Below are 24526 nucleotides of genomic sequence, written 5' to 3' on the forward strand. Positions count from 1 at the left end.
GGCCCCCTTGAGAAAACTCTAATACAGGCGAGCAATCCGAAAGATGATTAACCTTAGGTAACCTCCCGACGTTATTCGGATTTCCACCGCGAGGCGGCTGCTTCATCCGCATCGCGTGCATCGACCCACCCCCCTTGCGTTCCGTCGCGGCGGTGTTCCTTCTTCCAGAAGGGGGCGCGGGTCTTGAGGAAGTCCATCAGGAAGGAGGCGGCCTCGAACGCCGCCTGCCGGTGCGCCGAGGCCGCGACCACGAGCACAATGTTTTCGCCCGGCGCGATCCTGCCATGGCGGTGGATGGCGGTGAGGCCGGTCAGGGGCCATCGTTCGGCGGCCTGGCGGGCAATGCGCATGATTTCCGCTTCCGCCATGCCGGGATAATGCTCCAGTTCCAGCGCGGCGAGCGCGCCTGCGTCATCGCGGCAGATGCCGGAAAAGGTGACCACGGCCCCCACGTCGCTGCGGTCGCGCGAGAGCGCGGCTACCTCGGCGGCGAGGTCGAAATCCTCCGCCTGTATGCGGACCACCGGTGTCACGGATGCGTCCGGCACGTCATCCTCCGGTCATGGGCGGGAACAGGGCTATCTCGGAGGCGCCGGCGATCGTCTCGCGATGGTCGACATGTTCCTGGTCGATCGCGACGCGGATCACTTCGGGGTGCTGCAGGGCGTGTTCGTAGCCTTCGCCGCGCGCCTTCAGCCATCGCAGCAAGTCCGCCACCGTCGCCACGTCCGGCGGCAGGGCCACCTCTTCCTCCGAACGGCCGATGCGTTCACGCACCCAGGCGAAGTAGATCAGTTTCATCAGCTTGCCGTCATTCGTCGATGATGTGTCTGAGGCCGGCGCGGAAATAGTCGTAGCCCGTATAGAGCGTCACCAGCGCCGAAACCCACAGCAGCGTGATGCCGATCTCGGTCGTATAGGGCAGAACCTTGTCTCCCGCGGGGCCGGCGAGCAGAAATCCGATCGCGACCAGCTGAAGGGTCGTCTTCCACTTGGCGAGCCGGGTCACCGGCACGCTCACCTTCAGTTCGGCGAGGTATTCGCGCAGGCCGGACACCAGCACCTCGCGGCACAGGATGATGATCGCGGCCCACAGCGACCATTTGTCGATCGTGCGATCATACGCAAGCAGCAGCAGCACGGCCGCGACCAGGAGCTTGTCGGCGATCGGGTCCAGCATCTTGCCGATGTTCGAGGTCTGCGCCCAGATCCGCGCGATGTAGCCGTCGAAATAGTCGGTGATGCTCGCCACGGCGAAGATGGCGAAGGCGGACCAGCGCCAGAAGTCCGTCGGCCGCGCGCGCCCCTCGAGATAGAAGCAGAACAGCACCAGCGGTACCGCCAGGATGCGCGCATAGGTCAGGAGATTGGGCAGGTTGAATGCGCGTCTAGCCATGGATGTCCGGACCGAAAGTGAGCGCTACACAAACCAGATGGAGTGGGCCGGGGTCAACCGCAACCGGACCGCCGATTCTTGGGCCACGGACCGATCAGCCGTTTTCGTGGAAATGCTCGTAGATCTGCCGGGCGATGCCGGCCGAGATCCCCTCGACCGTCATCAGGTCTTCGACGCCGGCTTTTCCCACCGCCTTCGCGGTGCCGAAGTGGTGCAGCAACGCTCGCTTGCGCGACGGGCCGATGCCCTCGATCTCGTCGAGCGGACTGCGCACCATCTCCTTCTTGCGCCGCGCCCGGTGCGAGCCGATCGCGAAGCGGTGCGCTTCGTCGCGCAGGCGCTGGATGAAGTAAAGCACCGGATCGCGTGGCGGCAGCATGAACGGCTCGCGCCCGGCGACGAAGAAGCGTTCGCGACCGGCGTCGCGGTCCACACCCTTGGCGACGCCGACCGCCGTCACGCGGTCCTCAATGCCGAGTTCGGACAGGATCTTGCGGACGGCAGACATCTGCCCCGCGCCGCCGTCGATCAGGATGAGATCGGGCCAGGCGGGGAAGGCGCTATTGTCGTCCTCGCTTTCGCCGTCCGCGGCGCTCCCGCCCACCGTCGCGCCAGGCGCCTCGCTGTGTTCTTTCAGGAGCCGCGAGAAGCGCCGCTCCATCACCTCGCGCATCATGCCGAAATCGTCGCCGGGGGTGATGTCGGTCGAGCGGATGTTGAACTTCCGGTACTGGTTCTTCACGAAACCTTCCGGACCCGCGACGATCATCGCACCGACCGCGTTCGTGCCCATGATGTGGGAATTGTCGTAGACTTCGACGCGCCGGGGCGGCCGCTGCAGGCCGAAGGCATCGACCAGTCCGGCCAGCAGCCGCGCCTGGGAGGAGGTCTCGGCCATCCGGCGGCCCAGCGCCTCGCGGGCGTTCTGCAGCGCGTGGTCGACCAGCCCCTTCTTCTCGCCCCGCCGGGGAACCGAGATCGTGACCTTGCGGCCAGCCTTCGTGGCGAGCGCCTGCGTGAGCAGTTCCTGCTCCTCGACGACGTGCGACAGCAGGATCTGACGCGGGCACGGCTTGTCGTCGTAGAACTGGGCGAGGAAGGCGCCGAGCACCTCGGCGGATTCCAGCGAGGGATCGGCCTTGGGGAAGTAGGCGCGGTTGCCCCAGTTCTGACCGGTGCGGAAGAAGAAGACCTCGATGCAGCTCTGTCCGCCTTCCTGGTGGATCGCGACGACGTCGGCCTCCTCGACCGACTGCGGATTGATGCCCTGATGGCTCTGGACGTGGCTCAGCGCCGAGAGCCGGTCGCGGAACACCGCTGCGCGTTCGAAATCGAGCGCCTCGGATGCCTCCTGCATGGCGCCGGAGATTTCGGCCTTCACCTTCTGGCTGCGGCCCGACAGGAAGTCCTTGGCCTCGTTGACGAGTTCGGCGTAGTCGGCCTCGCCGATCTCGCCGGTGCAGGGACCGGAGCAGCGCTTGATCTGGTAGAGCAGGCAGGGCCGGGTGCGGCTCTCGTAGACCGAATCGGTGCAGCTCCTGAGCAGGAACGCCCGCTGCAGCGCGTTGATGGTGCGGCCGACCGCGCCGGCGGAGGCGAAGGGGCCGAAATACTCGCCCTTGCGCGAGCGCGCGCCGCGGTGCTTGAAGATGCCGGGGGCGGGATGATCGCCCGTCATGAGGATGTAGGGAAACGACTTGTCGTCCCGAAGCAGGACGTTGAAGCGCGGCCGCAAGCGCTTGATCAGATTCGCTTCCAGCAGGAGCGCCTCGATCTCGGTGCGGGTGACGACGAACTCCATCGAGACCGTCTCTCGCACCATGCGTCCGATCCGGTTGGTGTGGAACCGGCCCTGCGCGTAGGTGGACACGCGCTTCTTCAGGCTGCGCGCCTTGCCGACGTAAAGGACGTCACCCGTCGCGTTCATCATGCGATAGACGCCGGGCGCGTTGGGCAGGCGCTTGACGAAATGCGCGATGACGTCGGTTCCGCTCTTGCCCGCCGCATCGATCGAGGCCGAATCCCACTCGACCGCCGGCACCTCGGATGCCGCCGCCGTTGTCTCGAACGCCTCGGCTTCGTTCTCCTCGTCGCCTTCCGGATCGTCGTTGTCGGCACCCGGCAGGAAGCCGGCGATGTCGTCTCCATCGGTCTGGGGACGTTCCTTGCGGCCGGCGGGAAGCCGGCGATGCTCTGTCTTGGTCGGGCTCATTCGCGCATGCCTGTCACATCGGGCGTCTGCCAGGCAAGATGCTGGCCACCGTCGAGAGCGATCATCTGTCCGGTGATCGACGGCGTTCCCCAGAGATATCGTATGGTGGCACCGAATTCCGTCAGCATTGGGCCACTTTTCAGGAGAAGTCCCTTCCTCTGCTCCTCGAAATCGGACTCCCCCTGGCGCTCGTTCCTCAACGTCGGGCCGGGTCCGATCGCATTGACGCGGATGCGGGGCGCGAAGGCCTGCGCCATGGTCTGCGTGGCGGTCCAGAGCGCCGATTTGGACAAGGTGTAGGAGAAGAATTGCGGTGTCAGCTTCCAGACGCGCTGATCGACGATGTTGACGACCAGTCCCGCGTCGCCGTCCGGCAGACGCTGCGCCATGTCGGATGAAAGCCGGACCGGGGCCTCCAGATGGACGGCGAAGTGACGGTCCCAGGTGCTCCAGTCCGGCGATTGCGCTTCGTCCTTCTCGAATGCCGACGCGTTGTTGACCAGAAGACGGACGGGCCCGAGAGCGGCTTCCGCAGCACGAATCACCCCGGCCACCTCGCTGCGGTTCGTGAGATCGGCGCGGACGATCGCCGCCCGTCCGCCACCATCTGCGATCGAAGCGAGAAGGGGCTCGGCTTCCGCGCAGGAGCGGTTGCAGTGGATCGCCACCGCAAATCCGTTCGCGGCAAGGTCGGCCGCGATTGCCGCGCCGATGCGCTTTGCCGCGCCGGTGACCAGCGCAACCGCCTTTTCCGCCATGATTTCCACCCGCTTCGTTAGTGTTCCATTCATATATGCGGCCAAATCGGGAAAGGAAGCGGTATACCCCCCGTGTTCGCGGCAGGCGATCATCAGAACAGCTTCTCGGTCGCGGGACCCGACTTCGAGCAAATACTTCGATTTTTCATAAACTTGTCAGTGTCAGGCGATCCCCGCTCATGCCGGTTCGGCTCGCCGCGAAGCGCCCCTGTTGCACGAATGACACGTCATCTTTCCGCCATTTCGCCGCCAGCCGATGACCCCTTTTGTCCTTCGGTTCAGCCGCATTTGTCACCGACATTCGGAACACGCCCGGCCCGAGACCATTCCTCCCAGCGGGTCGGGGCGCGTTTCAGAGTAGGAGACCAGAGCGTCTCCGCAAAGTACGGCTAAGGAGCTATAACAATGTCAAACAAGATTCTCTCCGCCAGGAATGTTGCCGCCGCCTTCGGGTTCGCGGCATTCATGGGCGCCATGCCTGCCTTCGCGGCTGACGTCATCGGCGAAGAGCCGCCGGCACCGGCGCCGATCCAGTACGACCAGGTTCCCGTGGCCTCGTGGGCTGGCGGATATGCCGGTCTGCAGGGCGGCTACAACTTCAGCGGCGAAGACGAGGTTCCCGGCAACTCGATCGATACCGACGGGTTCAACGGCGGCGTCTTCGGCGGCTGGAACGGCCAGAGCGGCATGTTCGTCTACGGTCTCGAAGCCGACATCGGGTACGATGGCACCGACGGAACCAATGCTGGCATCACCACCGAGCACGGCATCAACGGTTCGCTGCGCGCCCGCATGGGCGTTGCGGCCACCGACAACATCCTCGTCTACGGTACGGGTGGCGGCGCGGCCGCGAACGTCGAAGTGTCGGACGGCCTTACCTCCGACAAGAATACGATGCTCGGCTGGACGGCTGGTGTCGGCGCCGACGTCAAGGTGACCGAGAAGGTCTTCGTACGCGGTGAATACCGCTACACCGACCTCGGCAAGGAAGACTTCGCTCTGACCGGCGGCGCTACGGAAGTGGACTCGACGTCCAACAACTTCCTGCTCGGCCTCGGCTTCAAGTTCTGAGTCCAGCCGGTCAACACGACCGGCTTGCCTATAAAAGCATCGGAAGGCCGGACCTCACCAGGTCCGGCCTTCCGTGTCTCTGGTCCGATATTCGGCGCCGGATACTATTTCGGGAGGTATTCGAGCAGTTCGGGGAAGGTTTCGTCGAACCGCTTCATCCACCGCTTGAGCTTGGCCCTGCCACGCTGCCACTCCTCGCCGAAGCGAAGCGACAGATAACCGAGCACTGCCCGCAACGCGATGTGGCCCGCGTTGATCTTCTTGCTCAGGCGCGGCGCATTTGCATTCAAATGATCGAGCGCGCGCGTAACTTTCGCCCACTGCTTGTCGAGCCACGGCTGGTGGATCTTTTCCTCCGGCCGGAAGCGCCGTTCGTAGACATGGGCCAGCAGGCAATCCGCGATCCCGTCGGCGAGCGCCTCCAGCCGTTCGGCTTCGGCGCGCTTCAGGGCGTTGCGCGGGAAGAGCAGGTTGCCGGACATGCGGTTCAGTTGCTGCGTGATGGCCCGGCTGTCGAAAATCGCCGCGCCGTCCTCCGTCATAAGCACCGGGATCTTGCCCAGTGGATTGGCATCCATCAGCATCGCCGGTTCCGCGTTCGTGTCGACCGCGACCGATTCGAACGGGATTTTCGCATGGACTGCGGCCATGCGGACCTTGGCGCTGTAGGGCGATGCATTCGAAAAGAGGATGCGCGTCATGGGGATCCGCAGCGGTTGGAAATCGAGACTTGTGGGGCGAGGGAGGAAACGACGTCTACCGCGCCACGCGGCAGCGGCCGTCGTAGACGTTCCAGCGATCGAAACCGTCGACACATGCTTCCACGTTGGAGCCGACGCCGGCGAAGCCCATTCCTTCCTCGATGAAGTACCAGGCGGTGCGGTTCAAACCGTCAGACAGAAGGACCGTCGCTTCGCAGTAGGTGCGCGGGACCGGCCATTTCTCGGACGAATCGAGATAGCGCTGCAGCTGCACGTTGCGGAAATCGACGATCGCGACATCCGGAAGGTTCGGGACGTGCTGAACCTGATATCGGAATTTGTCCGAAACGCGCTTAAGCACCCATCCCTCGCTGCATATGCTGCCGTCCACGTAATAGCCGCTGGAAAGGTCGGCGCCGTTTGCCGGCTGGGAGATGGACAACGACCCGCCGGCTGCGAGCGCTGCCGATGTTGCCAATGCCGCGAGACGCTTCATGTGGACCTGCCGGATTCTGGGTACAAATTGTGTTTCGAGGGGCACTCTGCGGGCGGGACGGCAAACGGTCAAGACAGTTCGTTTGCCTTCCCGTTCCCGAAGGATAGAGTGAGCGACGCGGGCAGGGGGAACGGCCGATGCAAGAGGATGTCAGGGGCGTCGTCGAACGCCTGTTCAGGGCAGCCGAAGCGGCCGACATTCGCGCGGCGCTCGCGTGTTTTGCCGAGAACGGCGTGCTGATCGATCCGCACTATCCCAATCCCGAGATGCGCGGCCGGGCCGAGATCGAGAAGGGTCTGGTCTGGGGACTTTCGGTCATGAAACAGTTCGGCTTCCGGATCGCGCGGGTCTTCGAAGGCGCGGATGGCCGCAGCGCGGCATTCGAGGTCGACACGAATCACGTGCTGAAAGGCGGCCAGAAGCTCTCCTTCCCGCAGGTCTTCGTCGTCGACGTGAAGGACGGGCTGATCGTCAGTATGCGGGCCTACGAGCCCTACGGCCCGAACGGCATCGGCGGCTTCTTCCTCGGCCTGGAACGGCTGAAGCGGAGGGTCTTCCGTTAGTCGGCCTTCTCAGCCGTCGTTCGAAGGCACGGCCTCGCCCGCGATCTCTTCGACGTGCCAACTGCCGGAACCCCGTTCGCCGAGGCATCTGGCCAGCGCGGGCATGACGGTGCGCATCTCGTCGGCCAGCGGGAAGGGCGGATTGACGACCAGCATCCCGCAGCCGTCAAGTGTCGGTTCCGATGAAGGGCTTCGAATGAGGATCGAAAAATCGGTGATTCTTGGAATACCCGCCTCGCGCAGCGCATCGTGGAAGCCTTTGACCGCACCGATCTCCTTGATCGGATACCAGACCGCATAGATACCTCCCGGCCAGCGCCGGTGCGCCTTGCGGAGCCGCTCGACGATGCGGTCGAACTCGCCGGGTTCCTCGAAGGGCGGATCGATCAGCACGAGACCGCGCTTCTCCTTCGGCGGAAGCTGTGCTCCGAGCGCCAGCCAGCCATCCAGTTCGATGACCCGGACCTGGAAATCGCCGGCGAACCGCGCCTTCAGGAGCGAGGCATCCGCCGGATGGAGTTCGACGGCGGTCAGGCGGTCGCGCGAACGAAGCAGTTGGCGCACGAGTGTCGGCGAACCGGGATAGAGGCGGAGGCTGTCATCCGGATTGAGGACGCGCACGGCATCGAGGTAGGGTGCGAGCAGCTTTCGGGCTTCTTTGGGAAGCTCCGCGTCCATCAGGCGACCAACACCGCCTCGCCATTCGCCGGTCTTCTGTGCCTCCTCGGAGGAAAGGTCGTAGAGCCCCGTACCCGCATGGGTGTCGATCACCCGGAACGGCTTGTCCTTGCGCTTCAGGTACTCAATGATGCGCGCCAGCACGGCGTGCTTGACGACATCGGCGAAGTTTCCGGCGTGGTAGGCGTGGCGGTAGTTCATGGCTCGGCTTCACGTTTGGCCGCAATGCATCACCACGCGCGATCGATCCGATCAAACGAATTCGTCCGCGCGGCCTGTAACGGGCATTCGAAAGCGGCTAATGTCGCAGTATGAACCAGCACGCGCCCATCCGCATCGGCCATTCGGCCTGTCCGCATGACTGCCCCTCGACCTGCGCGCTCGACGTCGAGGTCCTCGGGCCGGATCGCATTGGCCGGGTGCACGGCGCGAAGGACAACAGCTACACCGCCGGCGTGATCTGCGCCAAGGTGGCACGCTACTCCGAACGCATCCATCATCCCGACCGGCTCCTGAAGCCGCTGGTGCGCGCTGGCGGCAAGGGGGAGGGAAGCTGGAAGGACGCGAGCTGGGAGGCCGCGCTGGACCTCGTGGCCGAAAAATTCCTCGCGGCCGAGGCGAAGCACGGCTCTGAGACGGTATGGCCCTACTACTACGCCGGCACGATGGGCCTCGTGCAGCGCGATTCGATCAACCGCCTGCGGCACGCGAAGAAATATTCCGGGTTCTTCGACACGATCTGCACCAACCTCGCCTGGACCGGTTACGTGATGGGCACCGGCAGGCTCGCCGGCCCCGATCCGCGCGAGATGGCGAAATCGGACTGCGTCGTGATCTGGGGCACCAACGCGGTCGCCACGCAGGTCAACGTGATGACGCATGCCGTGCGCGCCCGAAAGGAGCGCGGCGCCAAGATCGTCGTCATCGACATCTATGACAACGCGACGATGAAGCAGGCCGACATGGGCTTGATCCTCAAGCCCGGCACCGATGGCGCGCTCGCCTGCGCGGTCATGCACATCCTCTTCCGAGACGGGCTCGCCGACCGCGCGTATCTCGAAAAGTACACCGATGATCCCGCCGGGCTGGAACGGCACCTGCGAACCCGCACGCCCGAATGGGCTTCCGCCATCACGGGACTTCCGGTAGAGGAGATCGAGGCCTTCGCCCGGCTGGTCGGGACGACGAAGCGGACCTTCTTCCGTCTCGGCTACGGCTTCGCCCGTCAGCGCAACGGCGCTGTGAACATGCACGCTGCCCTGTCGATCGCCTCCGTCACCGGCTGCTGGCAATATGAGGGGGGCGGCGCCTTCCACTCCAACAGCGGCGTGCTGAAGCTCGATTCGTCCCTTGTCCAGGGTGGCGCGATGATGGACCCGTCGATCCGCCATCTCGACCAGTCGCAGATCGGCCGCGTCCTCACCGGAGACGCCGACGCACTGCAGGGCGGTCCGCCGGTGACCGCGCTGCTCGTCCAGAACACAAATCCCGCCAATGTCGCGCCGGAGCAGCGCCTGGTGAAGCGCGGCCTGCTACGCGACGATCTGTTCACCTGCGTCCACGAGCAGTTCATGACCGATACGGCGAAGCTCGCCGACGTAGTCCTGCCGGCCACAATGTTCCTGGAGCATGACGACATCTACAAGGGCGGCGGCAACCAGCATGTCACGCTCGGGCCCAAACTCGTCGACCCGCCGGAAGGGCCGCGTCAAAACCTCTTCGTCATCGAGGAACTGGCCAAGCGCCTCGGCGTCGCCGACCGACCCGGCTTCGGCATGAGTGCGCGTGAGCATATCGAAATCATGCTGGGCAGGCGCGACCTCGGCACGTTCGACACGTTCAGGGAAGAACGCTGGGCCGACCTGCAACCTGATTTCGAGACGGCGCACTACGTGTCGGGCTTCGGCCATCCGGACGGAAAGTTCCGGTTCAAGCCGCAATGGCAGGGCGGCATCGCGCCCAACAAGCCGCCGAAGTCGATGGGGCTGATGGGGCCGCACGAGAAGTTGCCCAAATATCCCGATCACGTCGATCTGATCGAAGTCGCGGACGAAGAACACCCGTTCCGCCTGGCGACTTCGCCGGCCCGCTCCTTCCTGAATTCGAGCTTCTCCGAGACGCCCGGCTCCGTCACGCGCGAGAAGCGCCCGGAGGTGATGATCCACCCTTCCGACGCGTTGGTGCTCGGCCTGGCAGACGGCGACCGCGTCGAACTCGGCAACAAGCGCGGCGAGATCGTCCTGCACGTCCGATTATTCGACGGCGTCCGTCGCGGTGTCGTCATCGCGGAAGGCATCTGGCCCAATTCCGCGCATGAGCGCGGGGAGGGGATCAACGTCCTGACCGGCGCTGACGCAGCGGCGCCCTACGGCGGCGCGGCGTTCCACGACAACCGGGTGTGGGTGCGGGCGGCAAACTGACCTAAGGCGTGAACCGGGCCAGGTGCTCCAGGTCCGTCTCCTGCCGGCGGAACATCTCTTCCGGCGAAGGCGAGTACAATCGCTGGTCGGGATCGCTTCCGCCCGGGCCTGCGAAGACCGTCCTGTCCCCTTCCAGCCGCACTTCGCCCCTTGCCACCATCGACAGCGCCATCGGGTAGAGCCGGTGTTCCGCCGTCAGCACGCGCTGCCCGAGAGTTTCGGCGTCGTCTTCGGGCAGCACCGCCACCGCCGCCTGCGCGATGATCGGGCCGTCGTCCGTCTTCTCGGTCACGAAATGAACGGAACAGCCGTGGATGCGCACTCCCATCTCGAGCGCACGCCGGTGCGTGTCGAGACCCGGGAAGGCGGGAAGCAGGGACGGATGAATGTTGATCATGCGGCCGGCCCACGCCGCCACAATGTCGGCGGTGAGGACGCGCATGTAGCCTGCAAGGCACACGATGTCGGGCGAGAACTCCGAAAGTGCCTCCGACACCGCCGCGTCGTGCTCAGAGCGGGTCTTGAAACCCTTCTGCGGGATGCAAACAGCATCGATCCCGCGCGCCCGGGCGGTCGCCAGCCCGAGAGCCGATGCGTTGTTGGACAGGACACCGACGATCTCGGCCGGATACTCAGGCGCCGATGCCGCCGCCAGCAGCGCCTCCATGTTGGTACCGCGGCCGGACAGGAGGACGGCGACCCTCTTCTTTGCGTTCACAGTTCGATGGCTCCGCGATAGATGACGCCGGCGTCGCGGCGGGGGCAGATGCGGCCGATCGGCGAGACCGTCTCGCCAGCCTGGTTGAGCACGGCCGCGACCTGCGCTGCCTGTCCGGCGGAGACCACGGCGATCATGCCGATGCCGCAGTTGAACGTCCTCAGCATCTCGAGATCGGCAATTCCGCCGGTCTTCTGCAGCCAGCCGAACACCGGCGGAGCGTCGATCGCCTCGAGATCGATTTCGGCGGACCAGTCGTCCGTCAGCACGCGCGGGATGTTGTCGGGGAAACCGCCGCCGGTGATATGCGCCAGCGCCTTGATGCCGTGGGTGCCGCGCACGGCGTGGAGCAATGGCTTCACGTAGATGCGGGTGGGCTCGAGCAGGGCGCGGGCAAGGCTCATGTCCGTGGCGAAGGGGGCCGGATCGTCCCATCCGAGACCGCTCTTCTCGACGATCTTGCGCACCAGTGAAAAGCCGTTGGAGTGCACGCCCGAGGAGGCCAGTCCGAGAATGACGTCCCCTTCCACGATGTCGTCGGTGGGCAGCAGCTGCCCGCGTTCGGCGGCGCCGACCGCGAACCCGGCGAGGTCGTAGTCGCCGGCTGCGTACATGCCCGGCATCTCGGCGGTCTCGCCGCCGATCAGCGCGCAGCCCGCCATGCGGCAGCCTTCGGCGATGCCGGCAACGATCGCGGCGCCTTGATCCGGGTCGAGCCTGCCGGTGGCGAAATAGTCGAGGAAGAAGAGGGGTTCGGCCCCTTGCACAACGAGGTCGTTTACGCACATGGCGACGAGGTCGATGCCCACGGTCTCGTGGATGCCCGATTCGATGGCGACGCGCAGCTTGGTGCCGACGCCGTCGTTGGCGGCGACCAGCACGGGGTCCGAGAACCCAGCCGCCTTGAGGTCGAACAGCCCGCCGAACCCGCCGATTTCGCCGTCGGCGCCCGGCCGGCGCGTCGCGCGCACCAGCGGCTTAATCTTCTCCACCATGGCGTTCCCGGCGTCGATATCCACGCCGGCGTCCGCATAGGTGAGCCCGTTCCTGCCGTCGCTCATTGACCCGTGCCTGTCGGTTGACGGTGTTCCTGCCCGGTCCATCGCATGAGAACGCCGGTGCTGCAAGAAGCGCGCCCGCATCGGGCGCGATCCCGTGGCGCAACTGGTGGATGGATTTCCCCACGCCGCTGGCTCCTTGAACGCGGCCACGCCAGCAGCCATCTTCAGCCCGTATCCACAGGCGTTTGCCGAGACCGAAACTTGACCGTCCCGAACTTCATCACGATCCTTCGCTTCCTGCTGGTGCCGGCCGTGGTGTTCGCGCTTCTGACCGGAGAAATGGGCTGGGCACTGACCGGCTTCCTCGTTGCCGGCGTATCCGACGGCGTGGACGGCTTCATCGCGCGCCACTTCAACCAGCGATCCGAACTCGGCGCCTATCTCGATCCAATGGCCGACAAACTCCTCTTGGTTTCGGTCTTCGTCGTGCTCGGCTACATGGGGGAACTGCCCCTGTGGCTCGTCATCGCGACCGTTTCCCGCGACGGGCTCATCGTCGGCGGGGTGCTGCTCTCGACCATCATGGGCAATCCGGTGGCGATGAAGCCGCTTCTCGTCTCGAAGGCAAACACGGCGGTCCAGATCGTGCTCGCGGCCCTGGTTCTCGGCCAGCTTTCCTTCGAGGCGGAGCCCGGCTTGTTTCGCCTCTCCCTTGTGGTGCTGTCAGGCATCTTGACCGCGGCTTCCGGCGCGGCCTATCTCGTCGCCTGGCTCAGGCACATGAACGGTGATGGCGAGAGCGAAACCTCCAGAGGCTGAACCCGACAGAGATGCGGCGGCGAACGCCTCGTTTCGGCGCCAGGTCATGTTCTGGCTGACGACGGGTGTGGTCTTCATCCTATTCCTGCTGGTCTTCAGCTCGATCCTGCTGCCTTTCGTGGCGGGCATGGTGCTGGCCTATTTCCTCGATCCGGTCGCCGACAAGCTCGAGAGCTTCGGCATGTCGCGGCTGGCGGCCACCATCACCATACTGATCGCATTCGTCGTTTCCTTCGTGCTGGCGCTGATGATCATCGTGCCCATCCTCGCCACGCAGCTCGCCGGCTTCGCGGCGAACCTGCCGGCCTACCTGGCGCAGCTCCAGTCGCTCGTGACGAACCTCGACCCGGCGTGGCTGGAGCGCACGATCGGAGTGAAGTCCGACAGCCTGCGCGAGGCGCTGAGCACGCTGATCACGCAGGGAGCGGGGTTCCTGACCGGGCTCTTCCAGTCGCTCTGGACCTCTGGCCTGGCCCTGATCAACATCGGCGGGCTGCTCGTGGTGACGCCGGTCGTGGCCTTCTACATGCTGCTCGACTGGGACCGCATGGTGGCGACCGTCGACAACTGGATCCCCCGCGAACATCTCGGCACGGTCCGTCGCCTGGCGACCGAGATCAACCTGTCGACCGCCGGCTTCCTGCGCGGGCAGGGCACGCTCTGCATCATCCTCGGCGTCCTCTATGCGGTGGCGCTGACGGCGGCGGGGCTGAACTTCGGGCTGCTGATCGGGCTGGTCGCGGGCCTGATCAGCTTCGTTCCATACATCGGCTCGCTGGTCGGTCTTGTCCTGTCGGTGGGCGTGGCCTTCGTGCAGTTCTGGCCCGACTGGATCATGGTCGCCATCGTGGCCGGCATCTTCTTCGCGGGCCAGTTCATCGAGGGCAACATCCTGCAGCCCAAGCTGGTCGGTCGCAGCGTCAACTTGCATCCGGTCTGGCTCATGTTCGCGCTCTTCGCCTTCGGATCGCTGTTCGGCTTCGTCGGCCTGCTGCTCGCCGTGCCGGCGGCCGCGGCTGTCGCGGTGCTGGTGCGCTTCGCTCTGTCGCGGTATCTGGAATCGCCGATGTATCGCGGGCACGATCCGGTCATCGTGCCCGTCCGGCGCCCGGATTGATGCCATGTCGGTGAAAGCAAAGGCGAACCCGCGGCAGTTGCCGCTCGACCTCGGGCACCATGCCGAGTTCTCGCGCGACAGCCTGGTGGTTTCCCCGGCCAACGCCAAGGCGGTGGCGGCGATCGACCGATGGCCCGACTGGCCCTCTCCGGTCGTCATCCTGGCGGGGCCGACCGGATCGGGCAAGACGCACCTGGGCGCGGTCTGGGCCGAGGCGGCCGACGCGCAGCGCATACCGCTTGAAGGGCTCGGCCTAGCCTGCCAGGTCGCGGAGGCGGGCCGCCCGGTCCTTATCGACGGCGTCGAGGCGCGAGGCTTTGACCAGACGGCGCTGTTTCATCTCATCAACTCGGTCCGTGCGGCGAATTCCTTCCTGTTGATGACGTCGCGCACTTTCCCGCTTGCCTGGGGCGTCTCGCTCCCCGATCTGGAATCCCGCCTGAAGGCTGCGACGGTCGTCGAGATCGGTGAACCGGACGACATGCTGCTCGCCGGCGTCATCACCAAGCTCTTCGCCGACCGCCAACTCGACGTGGAGGCCCATGTGGTGAGTTACCTCGTCTCGCGCATGGAGCGTTCGCTTTCCACCGCGGGCCGCGTGGTGGAGAAGCTCGATCGCGCCGCCCTCGAGCAGAAGTCCCGCATCACCCGCGGGCTGGCCGCGCAGGTGGTGACCGCGATGGACCAGGGCCAGGGCGAGTTCGAACTTTGAAGCGTGCCGGTGGACTGCAAAACAGTTGCGGCTCGCGGCCTTCCTGTGTATCCCACGCCTCCTAGGCGGACGTCGGAGTGTAGCGCAGTCTGGTAGCGCATCTGGTTTGGGACCAGAGGGTCGCAGGTTCGAATCCTGCCACTCCGACCAGCCGCCGCGCGCCGGGCTTCGGTCCGGGTGCGGACGCTCTTGCGAGCTAGCGAAAGGATCGACAATGTCAGCCCTCATCTACAGTCCAGCCAGAACCGCCATGCAGTCGGGCAAGGCCAAGACCGGCCGCTGGGTGCTGGAATTCGATCCCGAGCAGCCCAAGAAGATCGATCCGCTGATGGGCTACACGACCTCCGGCGACATGAAGAGCCAGATCCGCCTGGTCTTCGACACGAGGGAAGAAGCCGTCGCCTACGCGAGGAAGCAGGGACTCGCCTTCAGGGTCCAGGAGCCGAAGGAGATCAAGCGCCGCCAGATTTCCTATTCGGACAATTTCCGCTATGACCGCAAGATACCCTGGACGCACTGAGCGCCCCTCACGAACACCTGTCCGGCGCCGCGCCGGACCGCCGGTCCCGTAGCTCAGCTGGATAGAGCACCGGCCTTCTAAGCCGATGGTCGCAGGTTCGAATCCTGCCGGGATCGCCAAAAAAGCTACGAAAATTAAATATTATGGTGCACAGGCTTGGGTAGCGGGGCGGTAACCGCAGTGGAATACATGATCTCCCTATTTTCTTGCCCTAGTACCTCATTTTCTATTGATAATCCAAACAACCAAACGCAAGACAGGTCGGTACGAACGGCCTCTGGAACAATGAAGCGAAGGCCGATCATTTCCGTCCACGTACCGAAATGCGCCGGCATATCGTTCCGGGGATGGCTGGAGGGCGTCTTCGGGGAGGCGCATGTCCTACGGGACTACCGGGACCGGCCATTGGATCCCATATCGGAGATGAACATTCGGGAGGCTGAGTTTCTCGCACGTCATTCAAGCGTTCGTGTATTGCCCGAAGGGGCGAAGGTCGTTCATGGTCATTTTTGGGCCCGGAAGTACGAAGCCGTCGAGAATGCGGTGAGGATTACATTTCTTCGCGAGCCAGTTCGGCGGACACTTTCTCACTACTTCTACTGGCTCGCTACGCCCGCCGGCGGCCACAGTCTTCACCAGCATGTTCTGGATACCCGGATGGACATTGTCACTTTTGCGCGACTGCCGCAGATGAGCGGTTTCTATAGGGACTTCTTCTTCCGGGACGTCGATCTTTCGACGTTCGATTTCGTCGGCGACGGAGACAAACTCGACGAGGAACTGTTGCGCCTCGAAGACATACTCGGTGTCACGGGGCCAAGGCAGGCCGAGAACGCGAATCCGATGAGCGGATATGCGCAGCACAGTCAAGACGTCATGGGCAACGATCTGGTCATGGGAGAACTGCGCGACATCCTCGGCCCCGAGATCGAGTTCTTCCACGCCAACACAACCAGACTATAACAATCGGTCCCGTAGTGCGAGACTCTCCCGGTAGATGGCATAATCCGCTTCGTACCAGGTTTCAATGTTTCGCCTCCCGATGGCGCTGAGCCTCGTCTCAAACCCCACCGGTGTTCGGTGCATCGCGGTCTCGTCGTCGGGCAGGCGCAATTCCGGTGGAAGGCAGAGCTTGCGCTTCAGCGCATCGAAATCCGACGCGAGATCGGACTGATGCAGGATCATCAGGATGTCGTCGCTTCGTTCGCGAAGATACTCGGGCGATCCGAGCGTCTGCGAAAGAGGGTGGCTAACGTGACGGATACCAAGCATGGCCCGCCTGGCTTCCTCAAGTCGTTCTGGGTCAGCGCTGGACAAAGCCTCTGCGAGTTCATTTGGGGTCTTGAACCGTGCAAATGCCCGAACCTCCTCGGGTGTCCATGGGCGATTGTTGCGCGGCCGGCCCATCCGAAGCCGGCTATTGAAGCCGCTGACGAACCTCGGGACCGGATCGCGGACGCCGAAAACTACCTTTTCGCCCAGCGAGATGTCACTAAGCCGTTTGTTGTGCGGCCACAGCGCGATATAGGTCGGAGCGGGGCAATTCCGCAGAGCGTGTTTGACTGCGGTGCCCCCCGTCTTGCGGATGTGTAAGAGATGAGCCTTGATCATGGATTCGAACCGTATCATGCCTCGGGATCGAACCGGAATAGCGCTGGTTGATCGGATGTTGTCGAAGTCACTGGAGGAGTTGCGATCGACAACGGTCACTCGCGACTTCCACATAAAGCTTGGCCGCCACCCGAATTTGGAAAAGCATCTCGGCAATCTTGAACAGGAATTCGCTGGGCGCAGCGAACTTGGATTGCTGCATGCCGCACTGATCGTCTTGATCAGACGGGAAGTTTGCCTGGAAATTGCCCTCACCGAATTCCTGTCAATGTGGTCACGCATCGCCGAGAACCTGTGCAAGGAACTGGACCTGCGCTGGCTGGTATCGGCCTGTGACACGTTCGCCGATCACGCTCAGGACGAGGCCAGCAGAAGCCGTGCTTTGCTCGCGTCCGCCGTCGCAAATACCGTCAAGCTCTATGAAACCGAGCGACGGGCGATAAACGCGCCGCACCTCGCACGCGAGGGCGCTGAACGTATGTACGCTTCGCCTCAGGTCGTGCTTTTCGACGGCGTTACACGTTATGGCGTTGTGCGAGGCGACATGATTCGCAATCTCCTTGGCCGCATCGACAGGCTGAACGCCGACTGCTCTGATTCTGTCCAGCGGCTTACCGTGGAAGTTATCAATCGTGTGCTTGTCAACGATACCGTTTTCAGACGGTTTGCAGCGTTGCATACGAACGAGGCGACGCGCTGGGACATCATTCGCCGAACATGACGATCTATCTTCACGCCGGCACACACAAAACAGGCTCGAAGTCCTTTCAAGCCATGATTGCCGACAATACGGAGGCGCTACGGCTCCTCGATTACGATGTATTCGAAGGCTCCCACCGAAACCCCCGAAATCACACGGAACTGCATCTGGCTTCGCTGAGGCTCGATCGGGACTCTTTCGCTAAGCATAATTGGCCCGATCTACAGCTGGGAGCGGAATATGAACGCAACGTAAGCGTCAAAGTTCAATCGTTTCTTTCTCGTTCCAATACAAATCATCAAATATTCACCAACGAAGATCTCTCCTACCTTCGGCATGAGGACGAGTTCCTGAGGCTGCGGCATCTGTTCGGCCAGGCCGGGCAGGACTTCGTGGTGGTGCTTGTCTTCCGAAAGCCAGCCGATTTCCTGCGTTCCTACCGAGTACAGCTTCTAAAGAAGCCGGGTCGAGTTCCCTCAGACGATCCTACGTCGGCTCTATATGTCGAGGAAGATAGTTGGCTCCTCGACTTTAATGCGCTGGTACGCGGCTTTCGCGACCATTTCCATGCCACCGTTCGGATCGTCGATTATGACGGCGCGACCGCTGCAGAAGGCAGTGTGCTCCCTGCGCTGCTGCGCGCCATGGACATTAATCCTGATGCATTAGATTCCGCCAAATATCGCCTAAATGTTTCACCTAAAACTATTCCGGGCTGAACCGAAAATGCGCTTTTGTCTTGCAAAACGCTCCCAAAAGAAACAGGAATGCTCCGCTATCGAGAAATTCTTACCAGGAGTATTCGATGAAAACACAGAGCAGGTACATAAGAGCTGTTGCCGTCGCGGCAATATTGTCCGGCCCCGCATTCACGTCCTCACCGGCAAATGCGCAGGCAGAACCGTTTATCGGCCAACTCATGCTGTTCGGCGGCAATTTCTGCCCGCGCGGCTGGGGTCGGGCCGACGGCAGTCTACTAGCTATCTCGCAGAACACCGCACTGTTTTCGATCCTTGGCACCACGTATGGCGGCAATGGGCAAACGACGTTCGCTCTGCCGGACTTGCGCGGACGCGCACCGATCCACAACGGCACCGGACCAGGACTGACCAATTACATTCTGGGACAGACGGGCGGCGCCGAGAGTCTGACCATCGGGATCAACAACATGCCGCCGCACAACCATAGCGTCAGGGCAACCAGTTCGGACGCGAACAAGAAGGGGCCGGCAAATGATTTCCTCGGCGCCAACGATACCTCCCCGCAGTATCATGATGGTCCTGCGGACAAAGTAATGGATCCCGCCATGATTGCAAATACCGGGGGCGGCCAGGCGATCGGCAAGCGGAGCCCCTACCTCGCGTTGATGTGGTGTGTCGCGTTGGTAGGCATCTACCCATCACAAAATTGACGGCTCAAGTCCTTGTAGAGAACTGGCAGGGAGACGGACGCATCCCGACGTGCGGACGTGAGCCAGGCGGCAGAGCGCCTGGCGGCGGCAACCTCATCGTCGATTTCGTCGGCCTTTTCGAGCGTCTCGAGAACGATCTCAATGCTGCCTTGGCGGACAGGATTGGCAGACGGCTCGACTTGAAGCGTGTCAACGCGTCGAAGCACGCCCACTACTCCACCTACTACTCGTCGGAACTCGCCGAGGAGGTGGGCCGACGCTGCCGTCAAGATGTCGAGGCCTTTGGCTATCGGTTCGAGAGGCCGTAGGATTCGGCACGAATACCTGGTGAGTTCGAGCAGGCGGCCGGAGCGGATGAGCGCGGTTCAAGCGGGTCGAACAGGCTTCCCGCTCCGGTTGCCACTTGCGGATAGCCGAGGTTTCGATGAAGCGAAACCGGATGCCTGACGCACCGGCACCATCGGCGTTGCATCGATTGCGGGACTGTACTAGGAGGCGGGCGGTGATGGTCGGCATCTCCCAATACATGCATATGAGACTTCGCCGATCGATCGCTTACCTTTGACGGCCTCTCGTTTCATGGGTTCAATGCAATCTTTCGTGGATGGGGTTGGCAGACTGTTTGCGGCCCGTCCTCGACACGAGATCGGTTCGGGTCCTGCGGAGAAGACAGGAGCCGGCCGACTATGCGAGTGGAGAACTTGAAGTGCAGGTGACATTCTTTGGAACGGGTTACGTCGGCCTCGTGCAGGCGGCGGTCCTTGCCGAGGCGGGACATCACGTGATCTGCGTCGACATCGACGCCCGCAAGGTCGAAGGCCTCAAGCAGGGCCATGTTCCGATCTACGAGCCCGGTCTGGAAAGGCTCGTCAAGGAAAACAGCGCCGCCGGCCGGCTCGTCTTCACCACGGACGCAGCAGAAGGCATCGAGCACGGCACTCTCCAGTTCATTGCCGTCGGCACGCCGCCGGACGAGGACGGTTCGGCCGATATCAAATACGTGCTGGGCGTCGCCGACCAGATCGCGGCCAACATGGCCGATCACAAGATCGTCGTGGTGAAGTCGACCGTGCCGGTGGGGACGAGCCACAAGGTCAAGGCGACGATGAAGGCCCGCCTGGCCGAGCGGAACCGGCCCGATCTCACTTTCGACGTCGCGTCCAATCCGGAGTTCCTCAAGGAAGGCGCCGCGGTGGCGGATTGCAGCAAGCCGGATCGGATCATCGTGGGTGTGGAAAGCGAAGCGGCCGAAAAGGTGTTGCGCGAACTCTATGCGCCGTTCAGCCGCAACCACGAGAAGATCATCAGCATGGACATCCGCAGCGCCGAACTGACAAAGTACGCGGCGAACTGCATGCTTGCCACGAAGATCAGCTTCATCAACGAGATCGCAAACCTGGCCGAACTCCTGGGCGCCGACATCGAGAAGATCCGGCTCGGCATCGGCTCGGATCCGCGCATCGGCTACCAGTTCATCTATCCCGGCGTGGGCTATGGCGGTTCGTGCTTCCCCAAGGACGTCCAGGCGCTGATCAGAACCGCAGACGAGGTGGGTTTCGACGCCACGGTGATGAAGTCGGTGGAGCGTCGCAACAATCTGCAGAAGCGCTTCCTCTTCGACAAGATACTGCAGCACTTCGGAGGGGACATCGCCGGCAAGACCTTCGCGATGTGGGGCCTCGCCTTCAAGCCGAACACCGACGACATGCGCGAAGCGCCGTCCCGGGTGCTGATGGAGGCACTCTGGGCGGCGAAGGCTAAGGTTCGCGCCTACGACCCCAAAGCCATGGACGAGTGCCGCCGGATCTATGGCGAGGTCGATGGCCTGGAACTCTGCGAAACGCAGGAGGAAGCGCTCGAAGGCGCTGATGCGCTCCTCCTCGTCACCGAATGGAAGAGCTTCTTCGCACCGGACTTCGGCCAGTTGAAGAGAATGCTGAAGGAACCCGTCATTTTCGACGGCCGCAATGTCTTCGATCCGGTCGTGACCTCCCGCCAGGGGATCACGCTCTACGGTGTTGGAAGAGGCCTCGCGGAGGGCGTGCGTGGCAAGAATGCCCCATCGGAAGTTTCCGCGCCCCGGTTGTCGAACCGCGCCGCGGTCGGGAATTGATTTTCCGGGACGGTTCCTGCAAGAACTCGACCGGTACAGTGGGGCACCAACAGCCAGAGCGGCCGTGCGCGCATCTGGAATTCCAATAGGATGGGGTGACAATGGCCAAGGGTATTATTTTGGCAGGAGGCAGCGGGACGCGGCTTTATCCGCTTACGCTGGCCATCTCCAAACAAATACTGCCGATCTACGACAAGCCGATGATCTACTATCCGCTCAGCGTCCTCATGCTGGCCGGAATCCGCGATATTCTCATCATCTCGACGCCGCGCGATCTTCCGGTCTTCCGCGAGCTTCTGGGCAGCGGTGAAGATTTCGGGATCAACTTGAGTTTCGCGGAGCAGCCGCACCCGAACGGCCTCGCCGAAGCTTTCATCATCGGCCGCGAGTTCATTGGCAACGACAATGTCGCGATGATCCTCGGCGACAACATTTACTTCGGAGAGGGGCTCTCCAGCATGTGCAAGGCCGCGGCGGCGCGCGAGAGCGGCGCCTCGGTCTTTGCCTACTATGTGGAGGACCCGAAACGCTACGGCGTCGTCGAGTTCGACCAGACGGGAAAGGCGCTCTCGATCGAGGAGAAGCCCGCGGAGCCGAAGTCGAACTGGGCCGTGACCGGGCTCTATTTTTACGACAACGACGTCGTCGACGTCGCCGCCTCGATCAAGCCGTCGGAACGGGGCGAACTCGAGATCACCTCCGTCAACAACCACTATCTCGAGAAGGGTAGTCTCCACGTGCACCAGCTCGGCCGAGGCTACGCCTGGCTCGACACGGGCACGCACGATAGCCTCCACGAAGCCTCATCCTTCGTGCGCACGATCGAGCACCGGCAGGGCATGAAGATCGCCTGTCCGGAGGAGATCGGCTTCGAGATGGGCTGGCTCAGTCCGGCGCAGGTCTATGCCCGCGCCGATCGCCTGGGGAAGAACGAATATGCGTCCTATCTGCGCAGACGCGTCGCAGAACTGGAGCAGACATGACGGAAATCAGGAAGAACGAGCTTGAAGGCGTTCTCGAGATCGTTCCGAAGCGTTTCGGCGACGATCGCGGCTTCTTTTCCGAAACCTACAACAGGAAGGTGTTGCAGGACGCCGGGGTCGACCTGGACTTCGTTCAGGACAACCACTCCTATTCGGCCCGTCGCGGCGTGCTTCGCGGCCTCCACTATCAGCTTCCGCCCTTCGCGCAGGACAAGCTGGTGCGTGTCGTCAGGGGCGCGATCTTCGACGTCGCCATCGACATCCGTCGAAGTTCGCCACAGTTCGGTAAGTGGCACGCGATCGAGATCTCCGCGACCAAGTGGAACCAGTTCCTCGTGCCCAAAGGCTTCGCGCACGGCTTCGTGACGCTGGAGGATGACACGGAGGTCATCTACAAGACGACGGACTTCTATTCGCCCGAGCACGACCGCGCGATCCGCTACGATGATCCGTCGATCGGGATCGATTGGCCATTGGGAGCGGACGAGTTGCAGCTTTCGCCAAAGGATTTGCGCGCGCCGCCGCTCGCCGATGCAGATATTTTCGATTGATGAGGTAGAACAGTGCGGATTCTCGTCACGGGTGGAGCCGGTTTCATCGGATCGGCCGTATGCCGGCTGCTTGCACGCAATCCCGATAACCGGGTCGTGAACGTCGACAAGCTGACCTACGCCGGAAATCTGGCGTCGCTGCGCGAGATCGACAACTTGCCCAACTATCGGTTCGTCAAGGCGGACATCTGCGACGATGCGGCGGTACTGGACATCCTGAAGGCCGAAGAGATCGAGGCCGTGATGCACCTGGCGGCCGAAAGCCATGTGGACCGTTCAATCGACGGGCCCGGCGCGTTTGTCGAGACGAACGTCATCGGAACATTCCGCATGCTGAATGCCGCCCTTGCCTACTGGAAGGGGCTGTCCTCGGCTTCGCAGGAGCGCTTCCGCTTCCACCACATCTCGACCGACGAGGTCTTCGGCGACCTGCCGTTCGATTCCGGCATCTTCACCGAGGAGACGCCGTACGCGCCGTCATCCCCCTATTCGGCCTCGAAGGCGGCCTCCGATCACTTCGCGCGCGCTTGGCACGAGACGTACGGCTTGCCGGTGGTGCTGTCGAACTGCTCCAACAACTACGGCCCCTATCACTTCCCTGAAAAGCTCATTCCGCTCGTCATCCTCAACGCGCTCGACGAACGGCCGCTGCCGGTCTACGGCAACGGCGCGAACGTCCGCGACTGGCTCTACGTGGAAGACCACGCCCGCGCCCTTGAACTGGTCGCGACCACGGGCGTCGTTGGCGAGAGCTACAACATCGGCGGGCACGCCGAGCGCACCAACCTGGAAGTCGTGCAGTCGATCTGTGACATCCTCGACCAGAAGCGTCCGCGCAAGCGCGGCGCGAGCTATCGGGACCTTATCACCTTCGTGACGGACCGGCCGGGACACGACCGCCGCTACGCCATCGATTCGTCCAAGATCGAGCGCGAGCTCGGCTGGCGGCGCCAGGAGAGCTTCGACACCGGGCTCGCGCGCACGATCGACTGGTATCTCGACAATGAGTGGTGGTGGGGCCCCATCCGTTCGGACCGATATGCCGGAGAGAGGCTCGGAGTGGCCAAGACAGGCACGGCATGAGGATACTCGTCACCGGCAGGCAGGGACAGGTCGTCAGCAGTCTGATCGAGGCGGCCGCGGGTCGGCCGCGGCTCGAGATCATCGCTGCCGGACGGCCCGACCTCGACCTTGCCGACCCGGCGAGCGTGCATGCGGCGATCCGGGCGGCCCGCCCGGACATCGTCGTCTCCGCCGCTGCCTATACCGCGGTCGACCAAGCCGAGGACGAGCCCGAGATCGCTGCCGCAATCAACGAGCGAGGCGCCGGCGCGGTGGCCGCGGCCGCAGCCGGGATCGGCGCGCCGGTCATCCATCTTTCGACCGACTACGTCTTTTCCGGCGGGGGTGAACGGCCCTATCGGGAAGACGACCCCGCTGCGCCGATTGGCGTCTACGGCGCGACCAAGCTGGCGGGCGAAAGGGCGGTGGCTGCCGCGAACCCGCGCCATCTGATCCTTCGGACGGCCTGGGTCTACAGCGTCTATGGAAAGAATTTCGTAAAGACGATGCTGAGGCTCGCCGCCGACCGCGACTCGCTTTCCGTCGTGGCGGATCAGTGGGGGAACCCGACCTCCGCGCACGACATCGCGGACGCGATCCTGACCGCCGCCGAGCGACTGCGAAGCGATGCGGCGCCATTCGGCACCTATCATCTGGCCGGCAACGGCGATACACATTGGGCCGGGTTTGCTGCGCATGTGCTGGGTACCAGCCGCACGCTCGGGGGACCGTGGGCCGAGGTCCGCGAGATAACGACGGCGGACTTTCCGACCAAGGCAAAGCGGCCCGCCAATTCGCGGCTCTCGACCGATCGTTTCCTGGATGCTTTCGGATGGGTGGCGCCCGATTGGCGGGTCTCGAGCGATCGTGTGGTGGAACGGCTGGTCGCGGCACCAAGCGGCGGCCGATAGGG

At 63.4% G+C, this 24526-nt stretch carries 28 protein-coding genes and 2 tRNA genes; 19 read left to right on the top strand and 11 right to left on the bottom strand.

Translation table 11 applies throughout. The features are described 5' to 3' along the window. Window positions 1–71 precede the first annotated feature (71 nt). From ABGN05_RS22615 to ABGN05_RS22635, 5 genes are all read right to left on the bottom strand, one after another. The gene (locus ABGN05_RS22615; RefSeq protein WP_367956309.1) at window positions 72–548 is read right to left on the bottom strand and encodes a molybdenum cofactor biosynthesis protein MoaE; all 477 of its coding nucleotides are present in this window, start codon (window positions 546–548) and stop codon (window positions 72–74) included. A 1-nt stretch (window position 549) separates the two neighbouring features. Further along, window positions 550–801: a molybdopterin converting factor subunit 1 gene (moaD, locus tag ABGN05_RS22620; protein ID WP_367956310.1), complete on the bottom strand. Its 252-nt coding sequence runs from the start codon at window positions 799–801 to the stop codon at window positions 550–552. Window positions 802–811: 10 nt separating this feature from the next. Further along, window positions 812–1396, bottom strand: a complete 585-nt coding sequence (pgsA, locus tag ABGN05_RS22625) for a CDP-diacylglycerol--glycerol-3-phosphate 3-phosphatidyltransferase (protein WP_367956311.1) — start codon at window positions 1394–1396, stop codon at window positions 812–814. Between the two features lie 94 nt (window positions 1397–1490). Then, window positions 1491–3608, bottom strand: a complete 2118-nt coding sequence (gene uvrC, locus ABGN05_RS22630; RefSeq protein ID WP_367956312.1) for an excinuclease ABC subunit UvrC — start codon at window positions 3606–3608, stop codon at window positions 1491–1493. Next, window positions 3605–4366, bottom strand: coding sequence for an SDR family oxidoreductase (locus ABGN05_RS22635; protein WP_367956313.1), 762 nt, complete (start codon window positions 4364–4366; stop codon window positions 3605–3607). Before ABGN05_RS22635 ends, uvrC begins: the two co-directional genes overlap by 4 nt. Window positions 4367–4771: 405 nt before the next feature. Between ABGN05_RS22635 and ABGN05_RS22640 the strand changes: the two genes are divergently transcribed. Beyond that, the gene (locus tag ABGN05_RS22640) at window positions 4772–5437 is read left to right on the top strand and encodes an outer membrane protein (protein WP_367956314.1); all 666 of its coding nucleotides are present in this window, start codon (window positions 4772–4774) and stop codon (window positions 5435–5437) included. Between the two features lie 104 nt (window positions 5438–5541). Here ABGN05_RS22640 and ABGN05_RS22645 read toward each other — a convergent pair whose 3' ends face one another. Beyond that, window positions 5542–6138 (bottom strand): glutathione S-transferase family protein, encoded by a 597-nt coding sequence (locus tag ABGN05_RS22645; RefSeq protein ID WP_367956315.1) that lies wholly within the window; start codon window positions 6136–6138, stop codon window positions 5542–5544. A 55-nt stretch (window positions 6139–6193) separates the two neighbouring features. Further along, complete coding sequence (locus tag ABGN05_RS22650; protein WP_367956316.1) at window positions 6194–6634, bottom strand: hypothetical protein; 441 nt, start codon at window positions 6632–6634, stop codon at window positions 6194–6196. A 137-nt stretch (window positions 6635–6771) separates the two neighbouring features. On the opposite strand from ABGN05_RS22650, the gene ABGN05_RS22655 reads away from it, so the two are divergent. Continuing rightward, window positions 6772–7197: a nuclear transport factor 2 family protein gene (locus ABGN05_RS22655; RefSeq protein WP_367956317.1), complete on the top strand. Its 426-nt coding sequence runs from the start codon at window positions 6772–6774 to the stop codon at window positions 7195–7197. A gap of 9 nt (window positions 7198–7206) precedes the next feature. Here ABGN05_RS22655 and ABGN05_RS22660 read toward each other — a convergent pair whose 3' ends face one another. Continuing rightward, the gene (locus ABGN05_RS22660; protein WP_367956318.1) at window positions 7207–8076 is read right to left on the bottom strand and encodes a 23S rRNA (adenine(2030)-N(6))-methyltransferase RlmJ; all 870 of its coding nucleotides are present in this window, start codon (window positions 8074–8076) and stop codon (window positions 7207–7209) included. A 110-nt stretch (window positions 8077–8186) separates the two neighbouring features. On the opposite strand from ABGN05_RS22660, the gene ABGN05_RS22665 reads away from it, so the two are divergent. Further along, window positions 8187–10295, top strand: a complete 2109-nt coding sequence (locus ABGN05_RS22665) for a molybdopterin-containing oxidoreductase family protein (RefSeq protein WP_367956319.1) — start codon at window positions 8187–8189, stop codon at window positions 10293–10295. A gap of 1 nt (window position 10296) precedes the next feature. Here ABGN05_RS22665 and purN read toward each other — a convergent pair whose 3' ends face one another. Both purN and purM read right to left on the bottom strand, forming a co-directional pair. Further along, window positions 10297–11013, bottom strand: a complete 717-nt coding sequence (gene purN / locus ABGN05_RS22670) for a phosphoribosylglycinamide formyltransferase (protein WP_367956320.1) — start codon at window positions 11011–11013, stop codon at window positions 10297–10299. After that, a complete protein-coding gene (purM, locus tag ABGN05_RS22675; RefSeq protein WP_367956321.1) occupies window positions 11010–12074 on the bottom strand; it encodes a phosphoribosylformylglycinamidine cyclo-ligase in 1065 nt (354 codons plus the stop codon). Before purM ends, purN begins: the two co-directional genes overlap by 4 nt. 201 nt (window positions 12075–12275) lie before the next feature. Here purM and ABGN05_RS22680 point away from each other — a divergent pair, with 201 nt between their 5' ends. The 7 genes from ABGN05_RS22680 to ABGN05_RS22710 all read left to right on the top strand — a co-directional run bounded on the left by ABGN05_RS22680 (window position 12276) and on the right by ABGN05_RS22710 (window position 16145). Then, window positions 12276–12833 carry a CDP-alcohol phosphatidyltransferase family protein gene (locus ABGN05_RS22680; protein ID WP_367956322.1) on the top strand — a complete coding sequence of 186 codons (558 nt, stop codon included), beginning with the start codon at window positions 12276–12278 and terminating at the stop codon, window positions 12831–12833. Continuing rightward, complete coding sequence (locus ABGN05_RS22685; RefSeq protein WP_367956323.1) at window positions 12805–13950, top strand: AI-2E family transporter; 1146 nt, start codon at window positions 12805–12807, stop codon at window positions 13948–13950. Before ABGN05_RS22680 ends, ABGN05_RS22685 begins: the two co-directional genes overlap by 29 nt. A gap of 4 nt (window positions 13951–13954) precedes the next feature. Continuing rightward, on the top strand, window positions 13955–14662 hold the full coding sequence (gene hdaA / locus ABGN05_RS22690) for a DnaA regulatory inactivator HdaA (protein WP_367956324.1): 708 nt from the start codon (window positions 13955–13957) through the stop codon (window positions 14660–14662). 73 nt (window positions 14663–14735) lie between these two features. After that, window positions 14736–14812: transfer RNA gene (locus tag ABGN05_RS22695), tRNA-Pro, on the top strand. Between the two features lie 64 nt (window positions 14813–14876). Further along, a complete protein-coding gene (locus ABGN05_RS22700; protein ID WP_367956325.1) occupies window positions 14877–15182 on the top strand; it encodes an ETC complex I subunit in 306 nt (101 codons plus the stop codon). A gap of 42 nt (window positions 15183–15224) precedes the next feature. After that, window positions 15225–15301: transfer RNA gene (locus ABGN05_RS22705), tRNA-Arg, on the top strand. Window positions 15302–15605: 304 nt separating this feature from the next. Next, complete coding sequence (locus tag ABGN05_RS22710; protein WP_367956326.1) at window positions 15606–16145, top strand: hypothetical protein; 540 nt, start codon at window positions 15606–15608, stop codon at window positions 16143–16145. Here the strand turns inward: ABGN05_RS22710 and ABGN05_RS22715 are convergent. Continuing rightward, on the bottom strand, window positions 16140–16793 hold the full coding sequence (locus tag ABGN05_RS22715) for a hypothetical protein (protein WP_367956327.1): 654 nt from the start codon (window positions 16791–16793) through the stop codon (window positions 16140–16142). The genes ABGN05_RS22710 and ABGN05_RS22715 overlap by 6 nt on opposite strands. Here ABGN05_RS22715 and ABGN05_RS22720 point away from each other — a divergent pair. The 9 genes from ABGN05_RS22720 to rfbD all read left to right on the top strand — a co-directional run bounded on the left by ABGN05_RS22720 (window position 16792) and on the right by rfbD (window position 24524). Beyond that, the gene (locus ABGN05_RS22720; protein WP_367956328.1) at window positions 16792–17514 is read left to right on the top strand and encodes a hypothetical protein; all 723 of its coding nucleotides are present in this window, start codon (window positions 16792–16794) and stop codon (window positions 17512–17514) included. The two genes, ABGN05_RS22715 and ABGN05_RS22720, sit on opposite strands and share 2 nt — an antisense overlap. Further along, a complete protein-coding gene (locus tag ABGN05_RS22725) occupies window positions 17511–18212 on the top strand; it encodes a hypothetical protein (protein ID WP_367956329.1) in 702 nt (233 codons plus the stop codon). The genes ABGN05_RS22720 and ABGN05_RS22725 overlap by 4 nt, the downstream gene beginning before the upstream one ends. 86 nt (window positions 18213–18298) lie before the next feature. Then, the gene (locus ABGN05_RS22730) at window positions 18299–18904 is read left to right on the top strand and encodes a phage tail protein (RefSeq protein ID WP_367956330.1); all 606 of its coding nucleotides are present in this window, start codon (window positions 18299–18301) and stop codon (window positions 18902–18904) included. Further along, window positions 18901–19212, top strand: coding sequence for a hypothetical protein (locus ABGN05_RS22735; protein ID WP_367956331.1), 312 nt, complete (start codon window positions 18901–18903; stop codon window positions 19210–19212). Before ABGN05_RS22730 ends, ABGN05_RS22735 begins: the two co-directional genes overlap by 4 nt. A gap of 398 nt (window positions 19213–19610) precedes the next feature. Beyond that, the gene (locus ABGN05_RS22740) at window positions 19611–21017 is read left to right on the top strand and encodes a UDP-glucose dehydrogenase family protein (RefSeq protein ID WP_367956332.1); all 1407 of its coding nucleotides are present in this window, start codon (window positions 19611–19613) and stop codon (window positions 21015–21017) included. 101 nt (window positions 21018–21118) lie between these two features. Continuing rightward, window positions 21119–22000: a glucose-1-phosphate thymidylyltransferase RfbA gene (gene rfbA, locus ABGN05_RS22745; RefSeq protein WP_367956333.1), complete on the top strand. Its 882-nt coding sequence runs from the start codon at window positions 21119–21121 to the stop codon at window positions 21998–22000. Continuing rightward, window positions 21997–22551, top strand: a complete 555-nt coding sequence (gene rfbC, locus ABGN05_RS22750) for a dTDP-4-dehydrorhamnose 3,5-epimerase (RefSeq protein ID WP_367956334.1) — start codon at window positions 21997–21999, stop codon at window positions 22549–22551. The genes rfbA and rfbC overlap by 4 nt, the downstream gene beginning before the upstream one ends. Window positions 22552–22563: 12 nt before the next feature. Beyond that, window positions 22564–23634, top strand: coding sequence for a dTDP-glucose 4,6-dehydratase (gene rfbB, locus ABGN05_RS22755; RefSeq protein ID WP_367956335.1), 1071 nt, complete (start codon window positions 22564–22566; stop codon window positions 23632–23634). Further along, the gene (rfbD, locus tag ABGN05_RS22760; RefSeq protein WP_367956336.1) at window positions 23631–24524 is read left to right on the top strand and encodes a dTDP-4-dehydrorhamnose reductase; all 894 of its coding nucleotides are present in this window, start codon (window positions 23631–23633) and stop codon (window positions 24522–24524) included. The genes rfbB and rfbD overlap by 4 nt, the downstream gene beginning before the upstream one ends. Window positions 24525–24526 lie beyond the last annotated feature (2 nt).

Origin of the sequence: Aquibium pacificum (assembly GCF_040839445.1) — a bacterium.
Taxonomy (GTDB): domain Bacteria; phylum Pseudomonadota; class Alphaproteobacteria; order Rhizobiales; family Rhizobiaceae; genus Aquibium; species Aquibium pacificus.